Annotated in this window: 23 protein-coding genes; 18 read left to right on the top strand and 5 right to left on the bottom strand. The window is 52.3% G+C overall.

What is annotated here, in order from left to right; genetic code table 11:
• Positions 1-80: 80 nt before the first annotated feature.
• The gene (locus tag QZX60_RS07940) at positions 81-272 is read right to left on the bottom strand and encodes a hypothetical protein (protein WP_295363403.1); all 192 of its coding nucleotides are present in this window, start codon (positions 270-272) and stop codon (positions 81-83) included.
• Between the two features lie 116 nt (positions 273-388).
• Between QZX60_RS07940 and QZX60_RS07935 the strand changes: the two genes are divergently transcribed.
• The 7 genes from QZX60_RS07935 to QZX60_RS07905 all read left to right on the top strand — a co-directional run bounded on the left by QZX60_RS07935 (position 389) and on the right by QZX60_RS07905 (position 6,233).
• Positions 389-826 carry a helix-turn-helix domain-containing protein gene (locus QZX60_RS07935; RefSeq protein ID WP_295363400.1) on the top strand — a complete coding sequence of 146 codons (438 nt, stop codon included), beginning with the start codon at positions 389-391 and terminating at the stop codon, positions 824-826.
• Entirely contained in the window at positions 813-2,054 is a 1,242-nt protein-coding gene (locus QZX60_RS07930; protein ID WP_295363397.1) for a PBSX family phage terminase large subunit, read from the top strand. The genes QZX60_RS07935 and QZX60_RS07930 overlap by 14 nt, the downstream gene beginning before the upstream one ends.
• 48 nt (positions 2,055-2,102) lie before the next feature.
• Entirely contained in the window at positions 2,103-3,524 is a 1,422-nt protein-coding gene (locus QZX60_RS07925) for a phage portal protein (RefSeq protein WP_295363394.1), read from the top strand.
• Entirely contained in the window at positions 3,524-5,335 is a 1,812-nt protein-coding gene (locus QZX60_RS07920) for a phage minor capsid protein (RefSeq protein ID WP_295363391.1), read from the top strand. The genes QZX60_RS07925 and QZX60_RS07920 overlap by 1 nt, the downstream gene beginning before the upstream one ends.
• On the top strand, positions 5,332-5,550 hold the full coding sequence (locus QZX60_RS07915) for a hypothetical protein (protein ID WP_295363388.1): 219 nt from the start codon (positions 5,332-5,334) through the stop codon (positions 5,548-5,550). Before QZX60_RS07920 ends, QZX60_RS07915 begins: the two co-directional genes overlap by 4 nt.
• A gap of 103 nt (positions 5,551-5,653) precedes the next feature.
• A complete protein-coding gene (locus tag QZX60_RS07910) occupies positions 5,654-5,839 on the top strand; it encodes a hypothetical protein (protein ID WP_295363386.1) in 186 nt (61 codons plus the stop codon).
• A gap of 202 nt (positions 5,840-6,041) precedes the next feature.
• Positions 6,042-6,233 carry a hypothetical protein gene (locus QZX60_RS07905; RefSeq protein WP_295363382.1) on the top strand — a complete coding sequence of 64 codons (192 nt, stop codon included), beginning with the start codon at positions 6,042-6,044 and terminating at the stop codon, positions 6,231-6,233.
• Here QZX60_RS07905 and QZX60_RS07900 read toward each other — a convergent pair.
• Entirely contained in the window at positions 6,217-6,417 is a 201-nt protein-coding gene (locus QZX60_RS07900) for a KTSC domain-containing protein (protein WP_295363413.1), read from the bottom strand. The genes QZX60_RS07905 and QZX60_RS07900 overlap by 17 nt on opposite strands.
• Positions 6,418-6,593: 176 nt before the next feature.
• Here QZX60_RS07900 and QZX60_RS07895 point away from each other — a divergent pair, with 176 nt between their 5' ends.
• The 4 genes from QZX60_RS07895 to QZX60_RS07880 all read left to right on the top strand — a co-directional run bounded on the left by QZX60_RS07895 (position 6,594) and on the right by QZX60_RS07880 (position 8,760).
• Positions 6,594-6,842, top strand: a complete 249-nt coding sequence (locus QZX60_RS07895) for a crAss001_48 related protein (RefSeq protein ID WP_295363379.1) — start codon at positions 6,594-6,596, stop codon at positions 6,840-6,842.
• Between the two features lie 178 nt (positions 6,843-7,020).
• Complete coding sequence (locus QZX60_RS07890) at positions 7,021-7,359, top strand: hypothetical protein (protein WP_295363376.1); 339 nt, start codon at positions 7,021-7,023, stop codon at positions 7,357-7,359.
• A 275-nt stretch (positions 7,360-7,634) separates the two neighbouring features.
• On the top strand, positions 7,635-7,832 hold the full coding sequence (locus tag QZX60_RS07885; RefSeq protein ID WP_295363374.1) for a hypothetical protein: 198 nt from the start codon (positions 7,635-7,637) through the stop codon (positions 7,830-7,832).
• 730 nt (positions 7,833-8,562) lie between these two features.
• The gene (locus QZX60_RS07880) at positions 8,563-8,760 is read left to right on the top strand and encodes a hypothetical protein (RefSeq protein WP_295363371.1); all 198 of its coding nucleotides are present in this window, start codon (positions 8,563-8,565) and stop codon (positions 8,758-8,760) included.
• A gap of 276 nt (positions 8,761-9,036) precedes the next feature.
• On the opposite strand, the gene QZX60_RS07875 is transcribed toward QZX60_RS07880, so the two are convergent.
• Together QZX60_RS07875 and QZX60_RS07870 are read right to left on the bottom strand one after the other, a co-directional pair.
• The gene (locus QZX60_RS07875; protein WP_295363368.1) at positions 9,037-9,279 is read right to left on the bottom strand and encodes a hypothetical protein; all 243 of its coding nucleotides are present in this window, start codon (positions 9,277-9,279) and stop codon (positions 9,037-9,039) included.
• Between the two features lie 106 nt (positions 9,280-9,385).
• A complete protein-coding gene (locus tag QZX60_RS07870) occupies positions 9,386-9,784 on the bottom strand; it encodes a helix-turn-helix domain-containing protein (RefSeq protein WP_295363366.1) in 399 nt (132 codons plus the stop codon).
• Between the two features lie 287 nt (positions 9,785-10,071).
• On the opposite strand from QZX60_RS07870, the gene QZX60_RS07865 reads away from it, so the two are divergent.
• The 3 genes from QZX60_RS07865 to QZX60_RS07855 all read left to right on the top strand — a co-directional run bounded on the left by QZX60_RS07865 (position 10,072) and on the right by QZX60_RS07855 (position 12,227).
• Positions 10,072-10,839 (top strand): hypothetical protein, encoded by a 768-nt coding sequence (locus QZX60_RS07865; RefSeq protein WP_295363363.1) that lies wholly within the window; start codon positions 10,072-10,074, stop codon positions 10,837-10,839.
• A gap of 23 nt (positions 10,840-10,862) precedes the next feature.
• The gene (locus tag QZX60_RS07860; RefSeq protein ID WP_295363361.1) at positions 10,863-11,357 is read left to right on the top strand and encodes a replicative helicase loader/inhibitor; all 495 of its coding nucleotides are present in this window, start codon (positions 10,863-10,865) and stop codon (positions 11,355-11,357) included.
• An 84-nt stretch (positions 11,358-11,441) separates the two neighbouring features.
• Complete coding sequence (locus QZX60_RS07855) at positions 11,442-12,227, top strand: hypothetical protein (protein WP_295363358.1); 786 nt, start codon at positions 11,442-11,444, stop codon at positions 12,225-12,227.
• A 12-nt stretch (positions 12,228-12,239) separates the two neighbouring features.
• On the opposite strand, the gene QZX60_RS07850 is transcribed toward QZX60_RS07855, so the two are convergent.
• Positions 12,240-13,628, bottom strand: coding sequence for a M48 family metalloprotease (locus QZX60_RS07850; RefSeq protein WP_295363355.1), 1,389 nt, complete (start codon positions 13,626-13,628; stop codon positions 12,240-12,242).
• Between the two features lie 192 nt (positions 13,629-13,820).
• Here QZX60_RS07850 and QZX60_RS07845 point away from each other — a divergent pair, with 192 nt between their 5' ends.
• From QZX60_RS07845 to cysD, 4 genes are read left to right on the top strand one after another with little or no spacing between them, the layout of a single operon-like run.
• On the top strand, positions 13,821-15,281 hold the full coding sequence (locus QZX60_RS07845; protein ID WP_295363352.1) for a chromate transporter: 1,461 nt from the start codon (positions 13,821-13,823) through the stop codon (positions 15,279-15,281).
• 48 nt (positions 15,282-15,329) lie between these two features.
• Positions 15,330-16,982, top strand: coding sequence for an adenylyl-sulfate reductase subunit alpha (locus QZX60_RS07840; protein WP_295363348.1), 1,653 nt, complete (start codon positions 15,330-15,332; stop codon positions 16,980-16,982).
• Positions 16,983-16,985: 3 nt separating this feature from the next.
• Complete coding sequence (locus QZX60_RS07835; RefSeq protein WP_295363346.1) at positions 16,986-17,300, top strand: ferredoxin family protein; 315 nt, start codon at positions 16,986-16,988, stop codon at positions 17,298-17,300.
• 22 nt (positions 17,301-17,322) lie between these two features.
• On the top strand, positions 17,323-18,222 hold the full coding sequence (gene cysD / locus QZX60_RS07830) for a sulfate adenylyltransferase subunit CysD (protein WP_295363343.1): 900 nt from the start codon (positions 17,323-17,325) through the stop codon (positions 18,220-18,222).
• Position 18,223 lies beyond the last annotated feature (1 nt).

Genomic DNA, 18,223 nt, shown 5'->3' with positions numbered 1-18,223 from the left:
GCAGCAGGATGAAAGAATTTCTTCTCTGTCTTGCTACACTTTTATGGTACTAAAAGCCGCCCGTTAAGGCGGCGAAAGCGTTATAGAAGTGTTATGAGACGATGGATATATTCAGAGTCTTCAACGGCAATCACATTGTTTCGTTCTAGTGAATCGAGCGCTTTGTCAAAAGACTGTGGATTAGCACCAATGGCGGACATACAGTTCACATCTAACGCTTCATTGCCGTGCGATTTGAGATAATCGCAGATCAGTTGTTCGGTATGGTTCATAACCTTCTCCTTTCCATTTGGTTTCACTATGGGGATAGTGATGAAATCATTGTAGCACAGGAGAAATTCAAGCACTCGGGAACGGGTGCTTTTTTGTATTCAAAAATGGGTGAAATATGGCCAAATCAATCATGAAAGAATGGACAGACGAAGCCCATTTAACACTTTTAAAAGAGTGCAAACGTAAGGGCATGACGGATGCCCAAATTGCAAAAGAGATTATTGGGATCAGTAACACGACTTTATACAGTTGGAAAAAGAAGAATGTGAAGATTCTGAATGCCTTAAAAAAGGGCAAAGACTTTTACGAAGCCGAAGCGGTTTTCACGCTGATCGACACCTTCAAAGGGCATTACGTCGACGAAGAGCGCGAAGAAATCTGGGCAGACGGCGAGGGCAAGCTTACATCCAAACATAAAGTGGTGACCAAGCGATGGATTGAACCCAACATGACCGCCATCATCTTCTATCTCAAAAGTCAGGCCGGGTGGCGGGATAAAGACCTGGTACAAGTAGATGATAATGAGGAGGTGCAGATCGTTGACGATATCTAAGCTGAGACTGAGCGAAATGATCAGCCCCGCTTTTTACGACATGCACCGCGACATCAAGAAACACGGCCATCAGGAGTATGTACTCTATGGCGGCAGAGGATCCACCAAATCATCTTTCATTTCGATCGAAGTGGTCCTGCTGATCAAAAAGTATGAAAACCTGCACGCCGTCATCTTAAGAAAAGTCGGCAGCACCATCAGGACCTCAGTATTTAATCAATACTTGTGGGCCATTGATGAGCTCGGCCTCACATCAGAATTTAAAGTCACTAAAGCCCCGCCGGAGCTTACGCGGCTGAAAACCGGCCAGAAAATTATGTTTTTGGGGTTGGACGATCCGCAGAAACTAAAATCGCTTAAAGTGCCATTCGGGTACGTCGGCATCCTGCACTTTGAAGAACTGGATCAATACGCCGGGCCGGAAGAAGTGAGAAACGTCGAGCAGTCCGTTTTGAGGGGCGGCAATACCTTTTACTCCTTTAAAAGCTTTAACCCGCCCATTACGATGAGCAATTGGGCCAATCAATACGTGCAAACACCAAAACCGGACTGCATGCTCAATCATTCCACCTATCTCACCACACCGGCGCAATGGCTCGGGCAAAAATTCATCGATGACGCGGAATACCTTAAAAAACAAAACGAGCGGGCATACAAGCACGAGTATTTAGGCATCCCGACCGGGACCGGGGGCAATGTGTTTGAAAATGTGGAAATCAAGGCGATTACTGACGACGAGATCAAAGGATTCGACCGCATTTTCAAGGGCATTGACTGGGGATGGTATCCCGATCCAACCGCTTTTGACGAAATGTATTTCTCAAGCGCAAAGCGAGAACTCTATATCTTTAAAGAGCTGCATGTGAATAAGATGCGCTCAACCGATGTAGCAGCTAACCTCGAAAAGATCGGCGTCAACAAGTACGAGCGGATCACAGCCGATAAAGAGATGGAGACCATAGCCGACTTCAGATCGTGGGGGTGGAACATGCGCCCAGCGGTAAAAGGGCCGGGGTCCATCACGTACGGGATGAAATGGCTGCAATCCCTCAATAAAATTGTCATCGATCCGGTAAGATGCCCACACACCAAAGAAGAATTTATTAAGTACGAATACGAGCGCGATCGGAATGGCGACGTCATCTCAGGTTATCCCGATAAGGACAATCACCACATCGACGCCGTCCGCTATGCGCTCGAACAATATTGGAGCAGGCGAGGACAATAGACCATGTTTGACAGGTTAAAATCATTGATACAGGGGGTATTTGGAAATATGATCGGTCGGCAGGATATTAAAGACGCGTTTCATATCGACGCGGCCATGACCACAGAAATGGAAAACGCCATTGCATTATGGGCCGCCGCTTATCGCGGCGAAGCACCTTGGCAGCTGGAAAGCAACGCTAAATCCCTGAACTTACCCGTCAGCATCTCAAAAGAAATCGCGCGGCTTGTCACTGTTGAATTCTCTTCAGAAGTCTCGAATGATCCATGGCTGAACGAACAATATCAAAAGGTCACCGCGCAGCTGAGAAATCGCATTCAGCGCGGCATTGCCTTAGGCGGAATGATTTTCAAGCCTTATCTGGTCGACGGTGAAATCGCCATCGATTATGTGCCGGAAGGCTATTTTGTGCCGACGCGTTACAGATCGACCGGTGAGATCACAGGGCTTGTGCTGCCAGAGTATAAAACCATCGGCGAATATACCTTTACACGGCTTGAACATCACGAATTTGACAAACAAGCCAAAACGTACACCATTGAAAACCGGGCATACAAAAAGTATCAAACCGCAGCAGATCACATTTTAGGGACGCCGTGCCCGTTAACCGACGTTGAAGGCTGGGAAGATTTGCAGCCCAAAAGCACGTATACCAATATTTATGCTCCGTTATTTTCGTACTTCCGGATGCCGGGAGACAACATCATCGACAGCGTAACCCCACTCGGCGTGTCGATTTACGCCGACGCGCTGCCGCTTATTGAAGATGCAGACCAGCAATATTCCAGAATTGATTGGGAATACACCGCAAAAGAAGCCGCCATCGACGTCGACCGTTCAGCGATCATGCAGGATCCAAAAGGACGTCCCATTTATCCTACTGGAAAAGAGCGGCTGTTTAGAACGCTGGACTTTGGAACTGGTATCGGCGATACCTATCACGTATACGATCCGCCGATCCGCGACGCCTCTTTATACAACGGACTCAACGAAATATTAAGACGCATTGAATTTTCCTGCTGCCTGGCTTACGGAACACTTTCAGATCCAAACGACATTGAACGGACGGCGACCGAAATCAACTCCAGCAGACAGCGTTCGTTCTCTCTGGTCAAAGACACACAGATGGCTTTACAGCGCGCACTTGAAGGGCTGATTGAGGCCATCAACTGTTGGGCGCAGATCGGCGGTATTCAACGATACAATCCCAAACCAGAGATCACATTTAACTGGGATGATTCCATTGTCATCGACAAGCAAACCGAATTGGCCGCCATGCAGGCCGATGTCGCCGCGGGGATTTTGAAACCGGAGCTGTATCTCATGAAAAAATATGGCGTCAGCGAAAAAGAAGCCCTCGACATGATGCCGAAAAAAGAAAACCCGATTGAGACCCTCTTACAAGGTGCGGCGGCGGAGCCTGAAGGCAAGCCGCCCGACGAAAACAAAACGAACGGTTCTGAAGCCTGATGTTATACCCAAAAGATTTAGACCGCCTGACCGAAAGCATCTACGATGAGAGCTTTGAGGATTACTGTCTGAAGAAATATGCAAAAGTCCTCTCACAGGCCGACACCATTACAGATGAGCAGATCATGCAGGCTGCCAACGAAGTCAAAGCCGAAGCCGACCGGAGAAAAAGACAAACCGAGCGCAACACATTATCCACCTTGTGTGCGCTTTTTTTGTTGTCCAAAAAACGGGACAAGAAAATCTATCAGGCAGCAGAAAAGGCGGGCACCATCACTAAAGTTGGCGGACAGTACAAGAAAGTCCTGGCACAGGATGAGCTTGTGGGCACCGTCACAGGTGAGACGATCCCTTCAAACTTCAGCCGCATTACTAAACAAGAGCTCAGGACGGTTATCGCCCCTTCATATAAAACCGCCCAAAAAGGGATTGAAGCTGCATATCAAAACGTGGGGTATCAATCCCATGTGCGTTATGGGAAGGTGGAATATAAGCCCGTATACAAGGCATACGCGGACGCCGTAGCCATTGCCAGAAGACAGGTACAATCCGGGGCGAAGGCGTACGAGCAGGCCATCAGCGAGGCGATCGATGCGTGTGAAGGACTTAAGGCTATTCAATACGATTCCGGCGTGAATACATCCATCGAAGCGGCGGTGCGCCGGGCTGTCATGACCGGCGCCAATCAAATGGCCCAGGACATGAATGACAAGAGCATTGAAGCCCTTGGCGCGGAGTACGTTGAAGTGTCCGCCCACGAAGGCGCAAGACCGTCCCACGCTGAATGGCAGGGGAAAGTTTACAAGATTCACGGACGGGACAAGAAGCATAGGAACCTCTATGAGGCCACCGGCCTCGGCACCGTCACCGGTTTGCTCGGTGCTAATTGCCGGCACACCTATTATCCGTTCTTTCCAGGCATTTCGGAGCCGGCATACTCTAAAGAAGAATTAGCGAGTCTTGATCCGCCACCGGTTACATATAACGGCAAAACCTACTCTTATTACGAAGTCACCCAGCGCCAGCGGGCCTATGAGCGTGCGATCCGCAAGACCCGCAAGCGGATCATGATGAAAGAAGAAGCCGGGCTCGATCTGACAAAAGATAAAGCGCTGCTGCAGAAGCAGATGAAAAATTATAAAGTCTTCTCCAAGGCCACAGGGCAGTGGGCGAAATGGGGAAGGACGAGGGTAGGGAAGAACAATACAAAGAACACTATAAGTGTGAATATGCCAGCTTATTTAAATCAAGTCAGAGGATCGAAGAAATTCCAAGGCGATTTCACGCAGTATTTTAAAAGCGAATTGAGCAAAATTCCAAAATTACATGCCGATGCGCTTCAGAATTATGTCAAGGAGATTCAAGTTGTCGACGGCGTTGATCAGCATTCGTGCTATAATAGAGCCACAAGGGTTATTCAAATCAAATCAACCGCAGGAGAAGGCGAATTGATTCATGAAATGGGCCATGCACTTGAAACAATGCTCGAACTTTATTACGACCCTGAATATCAGAATGTTAGAAATCAGGGCCTTGAAAAAATAAGTGTTTTCTCGAAGAATATTGTAAGGGAAAAACGCGAAGGGCTTGTTAATTCATATTTGAGAAATGATAAATTTGTTTCGGATTATCAGGGCTATATCAGCGAGTTTGACGCTTACGGAAAAGGCGAAATGTCTAAGGATGGTTATTTAAATACAAATTCTTTAATTGAGTACTTTTCAGAAGGATATCGTTGTTATTGTATTGAACCAAACAAGCTAAAGAATAAGGATAAAAAATTATTTGATTTTATTGAGAGGTTGTTTTGAAAAAGGAAATGATTGAAAAGGTGTTAGAAGCTGATACAGCTTTTGACATATACAAAATCATGCACAAAGAAGGTTATGAGTGTACCGAAGAAGGGATAAGCAAATGGCCCAAGGAAGCAAGAGAAAAGTTGGAACAATTACATGCTGAAGCATCAGCACGTGCTGACTTTAATATAGCAGTTGATGATTTTGATCTGTGGCGGGATTTGATGTGATTTTTGAACGGGATGTACGTTTTTATGATCAAACATTATATTACAAAGTACTGGGAAAAGGACAAAGCATTATTTGATTATATTGAGAAGTTGGCGTAATTCTATGAAAAAAGAAGTATATGAAAAAGCATTGCAGATTGATTCCGGATTAGAACTTGCGCGTTTTATGTTTAGGAATGGATATAAGCTGTCAGAAATTAATAAATGGCCAGAAGATCTGCGAAAGAAGTATTATGATTTAAGCGGAGACGATGAATTCGATTTTGACATTTGTGTTGATTATTTTTAAGATACACGATAAAGGCCAAGTCATAAAGATATTTAGTTGAATTTGAGGAGAAAAGGTTATGTTGATTATAGACGAATAAAAGTATAATCCGAGGCGATTGAGCTTGATAAAAAAGCAGAAAGTGACGGCAAGCATCTGAATGGCGGTGGTGGTCCATTTAACGATTTGTCTAAAAAATATATTGAGAAGGTGCGAGAAGTCATTGAAAAATACAAATGATAACATGCGGGGCGAAAGCTTTTTCCCGCCGGAAAGCAGAAAGATTTTAGAATTGTCCCGGCAAATCGCGGCGGAACTTAGGAAAAATTATCATCCACATATGGCGGTCGTGATTGAATCAGACCGTATGTGGATGACAGAAATGATATTATACGACATTATAGACGATGAGTAATATAATGGCCTTTGATAAATCGGCTAAAATGTTTACCCTTGGATGGTGCATTTAATAACGCGTAGTAGACAGATTCAGGGACATTATCATAATCGTACGTGCCGTTATGGAATTGAACGCGCAATGTTCTTCTCTGCGAATCATAACCAACGGCCACAATATTGCTTGAGGTAACAGAAATCATATTCATAAAGCGGTCTCCTTTCTAAATATTTCATCTGTGGAGGATGATATTTTATTATAGCATGGAGATGGTTTTCAGCATCGCTTAGGCGGTGCTTTTTTAGTGCTTGAAAGGGCTTACTAAGGGCTTACTAAGGGCTTGGCAAGGGGTTAGTAAGAGGTTGAAAGGAAGGATCCATGAAAGAATTAAAAGAAACAATTGCGGACATGACCAGCACAGATTATAAGAGACGCATGGCAGCAGAATACAATCAGTTGAAAATCCGAGTAGAGAAGCTTGAGAACATGCTTGATGATTTGGACGCTGGGACACTGCCATTTATGCCAAGATGTCCACGCAGTCTGTTAGACTGTCAGTACCGCGCTATGTTGAAATATCTGAACGCACTGGAACTCCGCGCAGCGATAGAAGGCATTATGCTATAACAAGGCAGGATAACAGGAGAATCATGAAACTATTCTTTACAATTGTCGGCGCAATTCTAGCGGCCGACGCGATTAAATCGCTCGTTGCGCTGGCTATTGCCGCAATTGTCGCATTAAAAGATTGAAATTTCACAACGCTGAAAGGCGTTTTTTTATTGTTTACAAATAAGGAGACAACATGATGAAATTGAGCCCAGGCCGAATTTGTGCTGCTATGAGTTGTTTTTCGTTCAAAGGATTAACCGATGGCATGAGAGGATATGCTTTAGAGCAGAAACAAGCCAATACTCGATTAAAAAATGTATTTGATGAAGGAAAGATCGTAAAGCCGCGTACAGTAAAAAAGATCAAGAGGCAAAATGTATATCAAAAGTCTTGCGAGAGAAAACGTGAGAATAAGGTATTTGACACCATCACAGATTATACACGACTAAAGAAGGAGCGGGAATATGGGTACCTAAAAGAAGCCGGGTTAGGAGACTTGGCAGACTATTTTGATTGTGATCCACGGCGATAAGGAACTCAGTAAGAAAAATGATAGAGAAGTAAACATAACCATCTTAACCCTGACGATTTTAATTAAATCGTCACAGTTACGAATTTAACCACGACGAAATTAACCAAAAAGTCGTGGTTTTTTATTGCCCCGAGCATGGCGGTTAAAAGGCTTCGTCCTGTCGCATGACGTTAAACCGTGTCACATTTTCGGCTTGGCGCAAGCCGGTTAACATGCGCTCCGATAAGTTGTGGAGTGAACCACGTTTAAAAAATCGATTCGGGAAAGGAAGATTTATGGCATTAAAGGACATCTTAACTAAAGCATTTGACGGCCAGGCATTGACGCAGGATCAGTTTGAAAAGGCACTCGAAAAACAGCATGCGAAGCTGTTTGATTTGAATGACGGTGAATTTATCGCAAAAGATAAATACGATCGCAAAGTCAATGAGCTGAAAGACACGCAGAAAGAAACACAAGTACCCTCGCCGTAAAGCTCAGCCAGGCGGAAACCCGCGCCCTTTCAGAAGGGTCGGTCTTCATCCAAGCCAAGATCAAGATGGATTCAGACAATGTCTTGGTGACTGATATTGTCAAGCAGAGAATCGGAGAAGACATTGACGGAAAGGAAATCTGATGAGTGTAAAGCCTGGCATAAAAACAGAGCGGCCGGTAAAGCTTAAAGTGGGTTTTACGATCGGCTCCACAACTGTTTTTCGATGCACCAGCGAGCGGGATGCGAAGCGTCATCATCTGTTTGAATAGCTTTGATCGGTGTTGGTTCTGGATTCAGATCGCCGCTTTCTTAAGCCTCCTAAAACCAAAGATTTAATACGTATATATTTGTTGAACAAGCTTAATAAACTATTGATATATCCTTGATATCATGCTGTAATATATACAGAAGTTGAGATAAGACTTCTAAATCAAAAGAAAGGAGGAATCACATGAGTAAGAAAAAGAAAAAGCCAATTCCGAAATGGCTTGAAGTCACAATTCAAGCCGGAATTGACTTAATCATTGGTCTGCTAGTCGCATGGCTGAGCAGAAAGTTTTAATTCAGAGGGGCCTTGCCCCTCTTGTTAAGACCATTATATAACCTTACTCATGAAAAAGCAATGAAAGAATTTTTGTTAATGATTGCGGCGGTACTTATCGCCCTCGGTATTGATCACGGTATTAAAGCCCTGATTTTGTGGGCAAGAAACAGAAAGGGAGAATAACATGGCCGAAGAACTTATCAGCCTCACAGAATACGCGAAACTTCACGGCAAATCTCCCAGGACGATTCGGCAGAAAGCGCAGGCGGGCGGCTTCAAAACCGCCCGCAAGATCGGCCGAAACTGGGTGATCGACAAGAACGAACCCTACACGGATTTGAGAGTAAAATCTGGGAAGTACAGGGATTGGCGGAAGAAATAGGCGGGATTCATTCGTATATTTTTCGCAAATTGAAAAAATAGCCTATAATGTGGGTGTTCTCGAATCCTCGGTATCTTTATAGGAATAGATGATTCTAAAATTGCGGTTTGAAGTCTTTAGCTTAATACGGAATGATGCCTTATTATCTTTTTTAATAATATAACTTATAGGTGGTAGACGTCAATCTAATACGACAAATTTTAGATTTAGTCTTTAATAACTTATTCTTTGTTTCTGCAAAATAAGAGGATTTTCGCGCAAAGAAAAAAGGCGGCGTCATACCGCCGCCTCGTGCCGTTCCCGTTCGATTCGGTCCGCGGAGCCCGCGGCCCCGTAGTCCAAATCCCCGCGCCTGAAGTGGTTAAGCTCGTGCTCCAGGCACGCCCGCTTCATCTCGAGGGACAGGGCCTCGTTGATGAAAATCGCCACGTCGCCCTCGTCGTTCTTTGAAATCAAGCTGTGAATCCGCGGCGGCAGGGCCACCACGTGCACAGGAATATCTTCTTCCCAAATCGTCATGCATCTCATGTCCTTTCGTGAAAAAATTGATCTATATTCAAGGGCAGGGGCGGATCGTGGGACATCCTTTGGCCCGTATTTGACTTGATTAAAATTCTACTTGATATTATTTCTTTTTGTTGCGTTCGGTCAGCCGGCGGATCATCTCGGCAGCCATCTGAATGTCTTCGGGGGCCGCGCCGCGGCTCGCGTCGAAGAGCATCCGCAGGTTGTCGTCCTCGTAGACCTGCTGGGCGATCTTCCGGGTGCCCGGGTCGATGTAGTACACGTCGTCGTCGGGTTCGTTGTTTTCCGGATCGGCGAAATCGTGGCTGATCAGGTCGTCCAGCGTGACGCCGAAGATGTCGGCCAGGCCCTCGAGGGTGCGCACGTTGGGCTCCGAGTCGCCGGATTCCCATTTTTGCACCGTCGTGAAGGAACGGTAGCCGAGCATATCGGCGATATCGTCCTGAGTCAGGCCGCATTCGTGGCGCAGAAACCGTATGTTTTTGGATAAGGTGGACATGGTCACCACTCACTTTCTAGGTTCTTATTTTTTGAGTTGCACTTATTTTACACTATTTCAGATCGCCTTTCAAGCCAAATTTTGAAATTTTTTCGAAAAAACTTCAAGAAAAGTCTTGACACATGAATTGTATTCTCGTATAATGAACGATGTTAAACTGCATTTGTCTGAGACATTGAATATTCTGCAAGTCCAACTTGCTGAAAGGGGGGCGCGATTTTTTTTGGCTGACGGCTTGAATGGTTATCAAGTCATAATAGGAAAAGTACATGATAAGGAGGCATTTTTTGGCAAATAAACGCGGGAGGCCCCGGAAAATGGGGCTGGATTGGTTTCCCTTCGACGTGACCCTGCTCACCGACCGCAAGCTCAGGCGGCCCCGGGCGGAGTTCGGCAGCGCGGCGGTGCTGACCAGCCGCCGCATCCAGCGGACGTATTACAACGCGGTTTCCAGACGAAAATGCGCGTGCATCGACTGGGACATCTGGCTTTTATCCGAGGATGAAATGCGGGAAATCAAGCCCAGTCACGAGATATTATCCGCCTATCTGAAACGTCAATCTCATGGAGACATTTCTGCAACATTAAGTCCAATTAATGCGGAAAAAAATACACAGAGTAGAGTAGAGAAGAGTAGAGTAGAAAAGAGTAGAGAAGAGGAGACTCTCTCCCCGGCTGACGCCGGGGCCTGCCGCGCTGACGCGCCGAGGGAGGATCTCAAAATGTACGCGGATGACTGGAATCACCATGTGGCTGAGCCCAACGGCCTGCCGAAGGTTCGTGAGTGCTCGAAATGGAGCGCGGCTCGCAAGAAAAATCTGCGGGCGCGCATTCGCGAAGAGGGCGCTCAGGGCGTCCTCGATGTGTTCGGCAAAGTCGCCCGTTCGGATTATCTCTGCGGTAAAGTCGACAACTGGCACGCGGATTTCGACTGGGTGATCGTGAATAAAAATTTTCAGAAAATTGCCGAAGGCCGCTTCGACAACTACAAATCGAAGGCCAAGGAAGCATCCAGTATGACGTATTACGAAAAATTAGCGAGAGGTGAAATATGAATCTAAACGATACAGCGCGGATTATGCAAATGATTAAAGCGGCTTACCCGAATTTTGACAAGAACGGTGACGCCAAGGACATCGCGGCGCTGTGGGCGTGGCGCTTCAAGGAGACCGATTTCAAGACCGTCCTCGAGGCCGTGGGCGCCTACATCGATGGCGATCACGCCTTCGCGCCTACGGTGGGGCAGATCAAGGCGGTGATCCGCGCTGCCCAGCCCAAGCTCTCCGCCGCCGACGGCTGGGCTGAGATCGCCCGCGCCTTGAAGGATTCCCTGGCCAACGCCGAGGCCGAGTTTAAGAAGCTCTCGCCGCCGGTGCGCGACTACGTGAAAAGCCCCCAGACCCTCAGGAGCCTGGCCGGCTGCGACATGGCCAGCCGGTTCTTCACCGACTACCAGGCGCAGTTTTTCGCGCGCTTCGCCGCCGCCCAGGCCGACGAGACGGAGGACTTCGCCGCCCTTAATTCCCCGGGAAATAATCAGAAGGCAATCGAAAGCGGGGAAGATAAGGGGTGAAATCCGATTGATTTGCGGCGTGAATTCCGTTATAATGAGACAAATTTAAGATAGATGAACGAATTGATACAGAATTAACACATTATGATAGAAAGGAACGCTATGAAACACAACAAAATCCTGATGCACATCGCCATCGCCCTGTTCGCCCTGTCGGCGGCGATCTACGCGGCCCAGATTCTGATCTTCCGCGACCCACGCACCGCCTTCTACATCTTTCAGGACTTCGCCTTCCTGCCGGCGTCCATCGCCATCGCCACCGTCGCCGTCGGGGCCATCCTCGACGAGCACGACCGCCAGGAGGCCCTGGCCTCGACCCGGATGCTTAGGAGCCAGTTCTTCACCAGCGTCGGCGCCCCGATGCTCAAGGCAATCACGTACTGCGCCAAATGCGGGACAAATATGGGCCAGCTCACGGCCATCGACGGGCCCGTCGACACGATCCGCCAGCGCCGTAAGCTTCAGCGGGAAATCGAAGCCCGCCAGGAGCAGATCGAGGGCGTCGACCTGCGGGTCAACCTGACAAAATCCGCCTACGACGGCATCCGGGACATCCTGATGGCAAACCGCCTGGACCTGCTCATCCTCGGCTCGACCCACAATTTGAACGAGGCCGAGCGCTTCTCCGAGATGCTCTGGGGGATCTTCCACCTGATGGACGAGTACCGGCTCCGGGGCGACTGGGAACAGCTCAGTCCCGCGGACATCGCCCACCTCGAGGCGGATTTCGCCGAGGTGCTCAGGCTGATGCTCGCCAACAGCGTCGCCAACAATTTCTACCGGAAGACCACCTACCCGAATTTCTACGGCGCCGCCCAGGAGAAACTCCTGGCCCACCGCGCCGAAAATCGGGAGGACGACGGGGAATAAGCATTAAAAGAATTAAAATGATTGGACTGATTTGAATAACCTGCGGTTCGCCCGCGGGTTTTTATTTTTATTAGAAGGCATTGATTTCGGGTTGATTTTTTGACCTAAATGATCCGCCTGATCCGCCATCGCTTTCTCAATATAGGCGATCCGGGCGGCCATGCCCGGGTGGTCGTAGGTCAGGGCCTCCACCGTCGGGTCGGGGTTGACGTCCACCAGCTGATCCCGGGAAAGCCGCTTGAAGGTCGCGATGAGCTCGGCGCCGTAGCCGTTGCCCACCGCCTCCATGTCCGCCTCTTTTTCCTCGCGGCGGCTCCGGAAATTGTGCCAGACCGAAAGGGCCGCGGCCGCAGGGCTCGCGACGAGCTTAATCAGCGCGAAATCCAACATCAAATTGGTGTGGGCGAGGCCGTAGCAGCGCCGGGCCCAGAAGTCGAAGGCGCGGGGCAGGCCAGGCCTCGCGCAGCAGAGCGCCAGCAGCAGCACGCCCGCCGCCGCCAGTATCGCGGGCACGAAATTGGCCAGCGTGCGCTTGTGCTTCAAATGGCCGATCTCGTGGCTGAGCACCGCCAGGAGCTCCCGCTCCGAATTGCCCGACAGGAAATTGTCGGCGATGCCGAAGGCCTTGAAGCCGAAAAACCGGAACATGAAGGCGTTCTTCCGGGTCGATTTGGCCGACTCGTTGTACACCAAAATGCGGGTGATCGGCCGCTTGACCCCGGCCTGGAGGGCCATGATCTGATCCCGAAGGGGTCCCTCGGGCAGGGGCGTGAGCCTGTACTGCCGGGTGAGGACGAAGAGCTCCAGCCCCGCCGCGGCGAGCATCCCGGCGAAGAGGATGGCCGCGACGATCCCGGCGGCGAGCACCGCCCGGCCAGCGCTTAGGCCGCCGCCGGTCCAGGCGGAAAGGCGCGAGAGCAGCCAGGTGGTAAACATCAGCCCGCCCCCTCCGACCGCCAGGGATTCCGCGGCGTCCAGGGCCGTGTCCTTGGCGAAGGCCCGCCGGGTGCGCCGGTTCTGACCGTAGCGCGCCTCGATCACAAAGACGTCGTAATAAGAAAAAATCGTCTCCGCGGTGGTTTTCACCACCCAAATGAGCGCGTAAGACCAAAAGGCCAGGGCGTAGGGGCGGGCGCCGAGGGCCTGATCCATCCATTTAAAATAGGGCGCGACCAGCGCGGCCAGGGTGATGGCCACCCCCGCCAGCGCCGACGCCCGGGACAAGCGCTCGTGCTCGGCGTGGTAGGCGCGGAAGTCGGCGTAGCGGTCCCGGTCGTAGACGTCCGCCACCGCCGGCGGCAGCGGCCTGTGGAACTGACGCTCGCTGCGCCGGGACAGCCAGGCGTCCCAGGCGAGCCCAGCGGCGGTGAGAACAATGACAATGAGTTGTGCGGTGTGCATGGCAGCCTCCTAAAATGCGTGTTGAGATTGGCTTTATTGTAGCACGGCTATAATCTTTCGGCATAACCGATTCTATCAAATCCATATAACCTATTTTATAAATAGGAATTGACAGCATTGTCCTTCGGCGTTAAAATGGGGACATAATCATACTAAACATACAGACACACTATGTATTCAAAGGAGTTCACCATGAAAAATCGCACCCAGTCACCATCGGCTCACACCGCCCGCCAAGCGGGGAAAGGGGCGTTTTTCATGTGTATGCTCAAGATCGGCGCCATCGGCTTCGGCGGGGGCACGGCCCTCATCCCGGTGATCGAGGACGCCGTCACCCGGGAACACCCCTTCGTCTCCAAAGAAGACTACGACCGGGATGTGGTCGCCGCGGCGATCACCCCGGGCGCCCTGCCGGTGGAAATCGCGGCGGGCCTGGGTAAATCCGTCGCCGGCCCCGGGGGGATGCTCCTCTCGGCGCTTTTAATGGCCCTGCCCGGCTGCCTGCTGACTTTAGTGATCCTGGCCGTCCTCTCCGGCGTCAACAAAGCGGTGCTGACCCTGACCGACTGCCTGTCCATCGGGATCACTGCCTTCATCCTCACATTGCTGATCGCCTACGTCGTCCGGACCTATCGGGAAGGCGGGGGGGACCGCCGCACCGCCGCGGTCATCGCCGGGGTCTTCGCGCTGACCTGCGGGAAAAACCTGTTCACAATCTTTGGGATTAAAGGCGTCCCGGCCGTGTCCCTCGACACGCTGTCCGTCCTGGGGCTGGCCTTCTTCGTGATCTTCTTCACAAAAGGCAAATTCGATTTAAAGAAGGGATTGGCCGTCGCCGGCGTCGCCGCCACCTTTTTATTCGGCAAAGGGGCCCTGCGCCTCATCGCTATCGCTGCGATGGCCGCTCTCGGCGGCTGGGGCCTGATCTCGGATATCCGATCGGCTAAGGGCGCGATCGCCAAGCCCGGCCAGTTCGGCCGCAAATGGGCCATGGAAATGGCCATCTGGGGCAGCCTGATCGCCGTCGCCGCGGCCCTGACCTTCATCGTCACCGGCCGCTCGCCCCTCTTTGTGCTCCGGGGGCTGCTCTCGTCGCTGATCTCCTTCGGCGGCGGCGACGCCTACCTGTCGGTGGCCGAGGGGATGTTCGTCCAGACAGGGACCCTCTCCGCCGGCCATTTCTACGGCAATTTGATCCCGGTGGCCAACCTGCTGCCCGGGTCGATCCTCTGCAAAGTCCTCGCCGGCACCGGCTACTACGTCGGCTGGGGCGTGCGCCACTCGCTGCTCGACGCGGGGCTCCTCTGGCTCGCCGGCTTTCTCGTCGCGGTGGCCGGCAGCGGCATGACCTTCGGCACCGTCCGCCTGATTTACGACGCCCTGGAACGGCTGGACACCTTCGCCTGCCTGTCCCGGTGGATTAGACCCATCGTCGCCGGGCTGCTGCTCAACATCTGCTTATCACTCATCAGCCAGAATCTGACCACCGGCGTCACTTTGGGCCTCTCCACCGGCGCCGCCGCGGGCATCACCGCCGCGATCCTCGCCGTCAACCTGGTGCTGCTCTACAGCCGCCGGGCCAAATCCGGCGCGATGATCGCCTTCTCGGCCCTGGCCAGCGTCCTCACCGCCGGCTCCCTGGTCTTATTGTAAAAAGGACAACCTGCAATGGCATATGCTTTTAGATAGAAAGGAAAATCGATGACTGAACCCAACCCGATTTCATGGCAGACGCTCACGACCGACGTGCTGATCGTCGGCGGGGGCACCGCCGGCTGCTTCGCGGCCGCCACCCTCGGCGCAAATCCCGACGTGTCGGTGCTGATCGCCGAAAAAGCCAACATCACCCGCAGCGGCTGCCTCGCCGCCGGGGTCAACGCCCTCAACGCCTACATCACCGAGGGCCACGACCCTGAATTTTACGTCGATTACTGCCTGCGCGACGCCGACGGCATCGCCCGGCGCGACCTGCTCACCACGATGGCCGAGCGCCTCAACGCCGTGACCGCCGACCTGGAGGATGCCGGCCTCGTCATTTTAAGGGATGCAGACGGCAAAATCGTCAACCGCGGCCCCCGGAACATTAAAATCAACGGGGAAAACATCAAGCCGCTGCTGGCCGCCCAGGCGGAAGCCCAGCCCAATGTCACAGTACTCAATCACGTGAACATCACCGATTTGATGATCCATGACGGCCGGGTCGTCGGCGCCTACGGCTTCTCGGTTGGCGCGCCGGTGGCCTACGCGATCTGCGCCCGGGCCGTCTTCGTCGCCACCGGCGGCGCCGCCGGGCTCTACCGCCCCAACAACCCGGGCTTCTCCCGGCACAAAATGTGGTACCCGCCCTTTAACACCGGGGCCGGCTACGCGATGGGCATCCGGGCGGGAGCGGAAATGACCACCTTCGAGATGCGCTTCATCGCCCTGCGCTGCAAGGATACCATCGCCCCGACGGGCACCATCGCCCAGGGGGTCGGCGCGCCCCAGCACAACGCGCGCGGCGAGGCATACGAGGCGAAATACGGCCACACCACCTCGGAGCGGCTCTACGGCACGGTCTCGGAAAACCGCGCCGGCCGCGGCCCCTGCGTCCTCGCAACCCGCGGCATCGGGGCAGCTGCCGAGCAGGATCTCTACAAGGCCTACCTGAACATGGCGCCGAGCCAGACCCTGCGCTGGCTGGAAAACGGCCAGGGGCCCGACGCCGAGGACGTCGAGATCGAGGGCACCGAGCCCTACCTCGTCGGCGGCCACACCGCCTCGGGCTACTGGATCGACGCCGGACGCCGCACGACCCTGCCGGGGCTTTACGCCGGCGGCGACGTCGCCGGGGGCGCCCCCCAGAAATACGTCACCGGGGCCCTCGCCGAGGGGCAGATCGCCGCGGAATCGATCCTCAAGGATTTAGATCATCTGGATTTTGCGGATGAAGACGAATCCGCCCGGCCCGACTACGGCGCCTATTTCGCGCGGGGTCCTGAACACGTGGACACCGAGCAGCTCGAGGAAGCGATGCAGAAGGTGATGGACGAGTACGCCGGGGGCATCTCCCAGGGCTACCAGTACAACGAAGCGCGCCTTGAAACCGCGAAACGCCGCATCGCCGAGCTCACCGATCTCTCCGCCACTTTGTCGGCGGAGTCGATGGACGATCTGCTTCGGATCTACGAGCTCACCGACCGGCTCACCGTCTGTCCGGTGCTCATCGCCCATTTGGAAGCCCGGAAGGAAACCCGGTGGCACAGCTTCGCCGAGAACGCCGACTACCCGGACAAAGACGACGCCTACGCCTGCTACATCAATTCCATCACCCGAGACGGCAAGACCCAAATCATCAAACGGAAGCTGAGGTAAATCATGAGCATTGCAATTAACACCAACAAATGCGTCGGCTGCGGCCGGTGCGTCGAGGTCTGCCCGGGCAATCTGATCAAAATGGACGGCGGGGGACACGCCCGCCAGATGCACCCCCGGGACTGCTGGGGCTGCACCGCCTGCCTGAAGGCCTGCCCGGCCGGGGCCGTGGATTTCTTCCTCGGCGCCGACATCGGCGGCCGGGGCGCCACCTTGAGCTATCGGGAGGACGGGCCCATCGTCACCTGGACGGTCCATCAGCCCGACGGCACCACACGCGCCATCACCCTAAACAAGCAAGACGCCAACCGCTACTAGAACAACAGAGAAGGAGAACATTATGGCGAAATTATCACATCTAGACGCCCTCGAGGCGGAAGCCATTTACATCATCCGGGAAGTCGCCGCGGAATGCGAAAACCCGGTGATGCTTTATTCGATTGGAAAGGACAGCTCGGTGATGCTGCATTTGGCCCTCAAAGCCTTTTATCCCGAAAAGCCGCCCTTCCCGTTCCTGCACATCGACACCACGTGGAAATTCCACGAAATGATCGAATTCAGAGACCGCATGGCCAAGGAAAACGGCATCAAGATGCTCACTTACACCAACATGGACGGGGTGAGAAAAGGCGTGAATCCCTTTGACTACGGCAGCGCCTACACCGACATCATGAAGACCCAGGCCTTAAAAGCGGCCTTAAAGAAATACGGCTTCACCGCAGCCTTCGGCGGCGGGCGCCGGGACGAAGAAAAATCCCGGGCCAAAGAACGGATCTTCTCGTTCAGAAACGAAGCCCAGGCCTGGGACCCGAAGAACCAGCGCCCGGAAATGTGGAAGCTCTACAACACGCGCCTTCACAAAGGGGAATCCATCCGGGTTTTCCCGATTTCAAACTGGACCGAAAAGGACATCTGGGAATACATTCGCCGGGAAAACATCGAAATCGTCGATCTGTACTTCGCGAAGGAACGCCCGGTGGTCTACCGGGACGGCAACATCATCATGGTCGACGACGACCGGATGCGCTTAGAACCTGGCGAAAAGCCGGAAATGAAGAAGATCCGCTTCAGAACCCTTGGGTGTTATCCGCTGACCGGCGGCATCGAATCCGACGCCGATACCTTGGACAAAATCATCGACGAAACACTCGCCGCGGTGGAATCCGAACGGACGAGCCGGGTCATCGACCACGAAGAAACCGGCAGCATGGAAAGACGGAAGAAAGAGGGCTATTTCTAAA

The sequence above is a fragment of the uncultured Pseudoramibacter sp. genome, from assembly GCF_903789625.1.
GTDB classification, from domain to species: domain Bacteria; phylum Bacillota; class Clostridia; order Eubacteriales; family Eubacteriaceae; genus Pseudoramibacter; species Pseudoramibacter fermentans.
The sequence above is the reverse complement of the archived record's forward strand: the minus strand, read 5'-3'. Positions and strand labels throughout refer to the sequence as shown.

Excerpts from the sequence above, each read along its gene's own strand:
- QZX60_RS07900 (WP_295363413.1), bottom strand. The coding sequence starts at position 6,417 with ATGATTTCTGTTACCTCAAGCAATATTGTGGCCGTTGGTTATGATTCG.
- QZX60_RS07870 (WP_295363366.1), bottom strand. The coding sequence starts at position 9,784 with ATGTCCACCTTATCCAAAAACATACGGTTTCTGCGCCACGAATGCGGC.
- QZX60_RS07890 (WP_295363376.1), top strand. The coding sequence starts at position 7,021 with ATGATGAAATTGAGCCCAGGCCGAATTTGTGCTGCTATGAGTTGTTTT.
- QZX60_RS07910 (WP_295363386.1), top strand. The coding sequence starts at position 5,654 with ATGAAAAAAGAAGTATATGAAAAAGCATTGCAGATTGATTCCGGATTA.
- QZX60_RS07935 (WP_295363400.1), top strand. The coding sequence starts at position 389 with ATGGCCAAATCAATCATGAAAGAATGGACAGACGAAGCCCATTTAACA.
- cysD (WP_295363343.1), top strand. The coding sequence starts at position 17,323 with ATGGCGAAATTATCACATCTAGACGCCCTCGAGGCGGAAGCCATTTAC.
- QZX60_RS07835 (WP_295363346.1), top strand. The coding sequence starts at position 16,986 with ATGAGCATTGCAATTAACACCAACAAATGCGTCGGCTGCGGCCGGTGC.
- QZX60_RS07850 (WP_295363355.1), bottom strand. The coding sequence starts at position 13,628 with ATGCACACCGCACAACTCATTGTCATTGTTCTCACCGCCGCTGGGCTC.
- QZX60_RS07845 (WP_295363352.1), top strand. The coding sequence starts at position 13,821 with ATGAAAAATCGCACCCAGTCACCATCGGCTCACACCGCCCGCCAAGCG.
- QZX60_RS07920 (WP_295363391.1), top strand. The coding sequence starts at position 3,524 with ATGTTATACCCAAAAGATTTAGACCGCCTGACCGAAAGCATCTACGAT.
- QZX60_RS07855 (WP_295363358.1), top strand. The coding sequence starts at position 11,442 with ATGATAGAAAGGAACGCTATGAAACACAACAAAATCCTGATGCACATC.
- QZX60_RS07875 (WP_295363368.1), bottom strand. The coding sequence starts at position 9,279 with ATGACGATTTGGGAAGAAGATATTCCTGTGCACGTGGTGGCCCTGCCG.
- QZX60_RS07940 (WP_295363403.1), bottom strand. The coding sequence starts at position 272 with ATGAACCATACCGAACAACTGATCTGCGATTATCTCAAATCGCACGGC.
- QZX60_RS07925 (WP_295363394.1), top strand. The coding sequence starts at position 2,103 with ATGATCGGTCGGCAGGATATTAAAGACGCGTTTCATATCGACGCGGCC.
- QZX60_RS07860 (WP_295363361.1), top strand. The coding sequence starts at position 10,863 with ATGCAAATGATTAAAGCGGCTTACCCGAATTTTGACAAGAACGGTGAC.
- QZX60_RS07895 (WP_295363379.1), top strand. The coding sequence starts at position 6,594 with ATGAAAGAATTAAAAGAAACAATTGCGGACATGACCAGCACAGATTAT.
- QZX60_RS07840 (WP_295363348.1), top strand. The coding sequence starts at position 15,330 with ATGACTGAACCCAACCCGATTTCATGGCAGACGCTCACGACCGACGTG.
- QZX60_RS07885 (WP_295363374.1), top strand. The coding sequence starts at position 7,635 with ATGGCATTAAAGGACATCTTAACTAAAGCATTTGACGGCCAGGCATTG.
- QZX60_RS07880 (WP_295363371.1), top strand. The coding sequence starts at position 8,563 with ATGGCCGAAGAACTTATCAGCCTCACAGAATACGCGAAACTTCACGGC.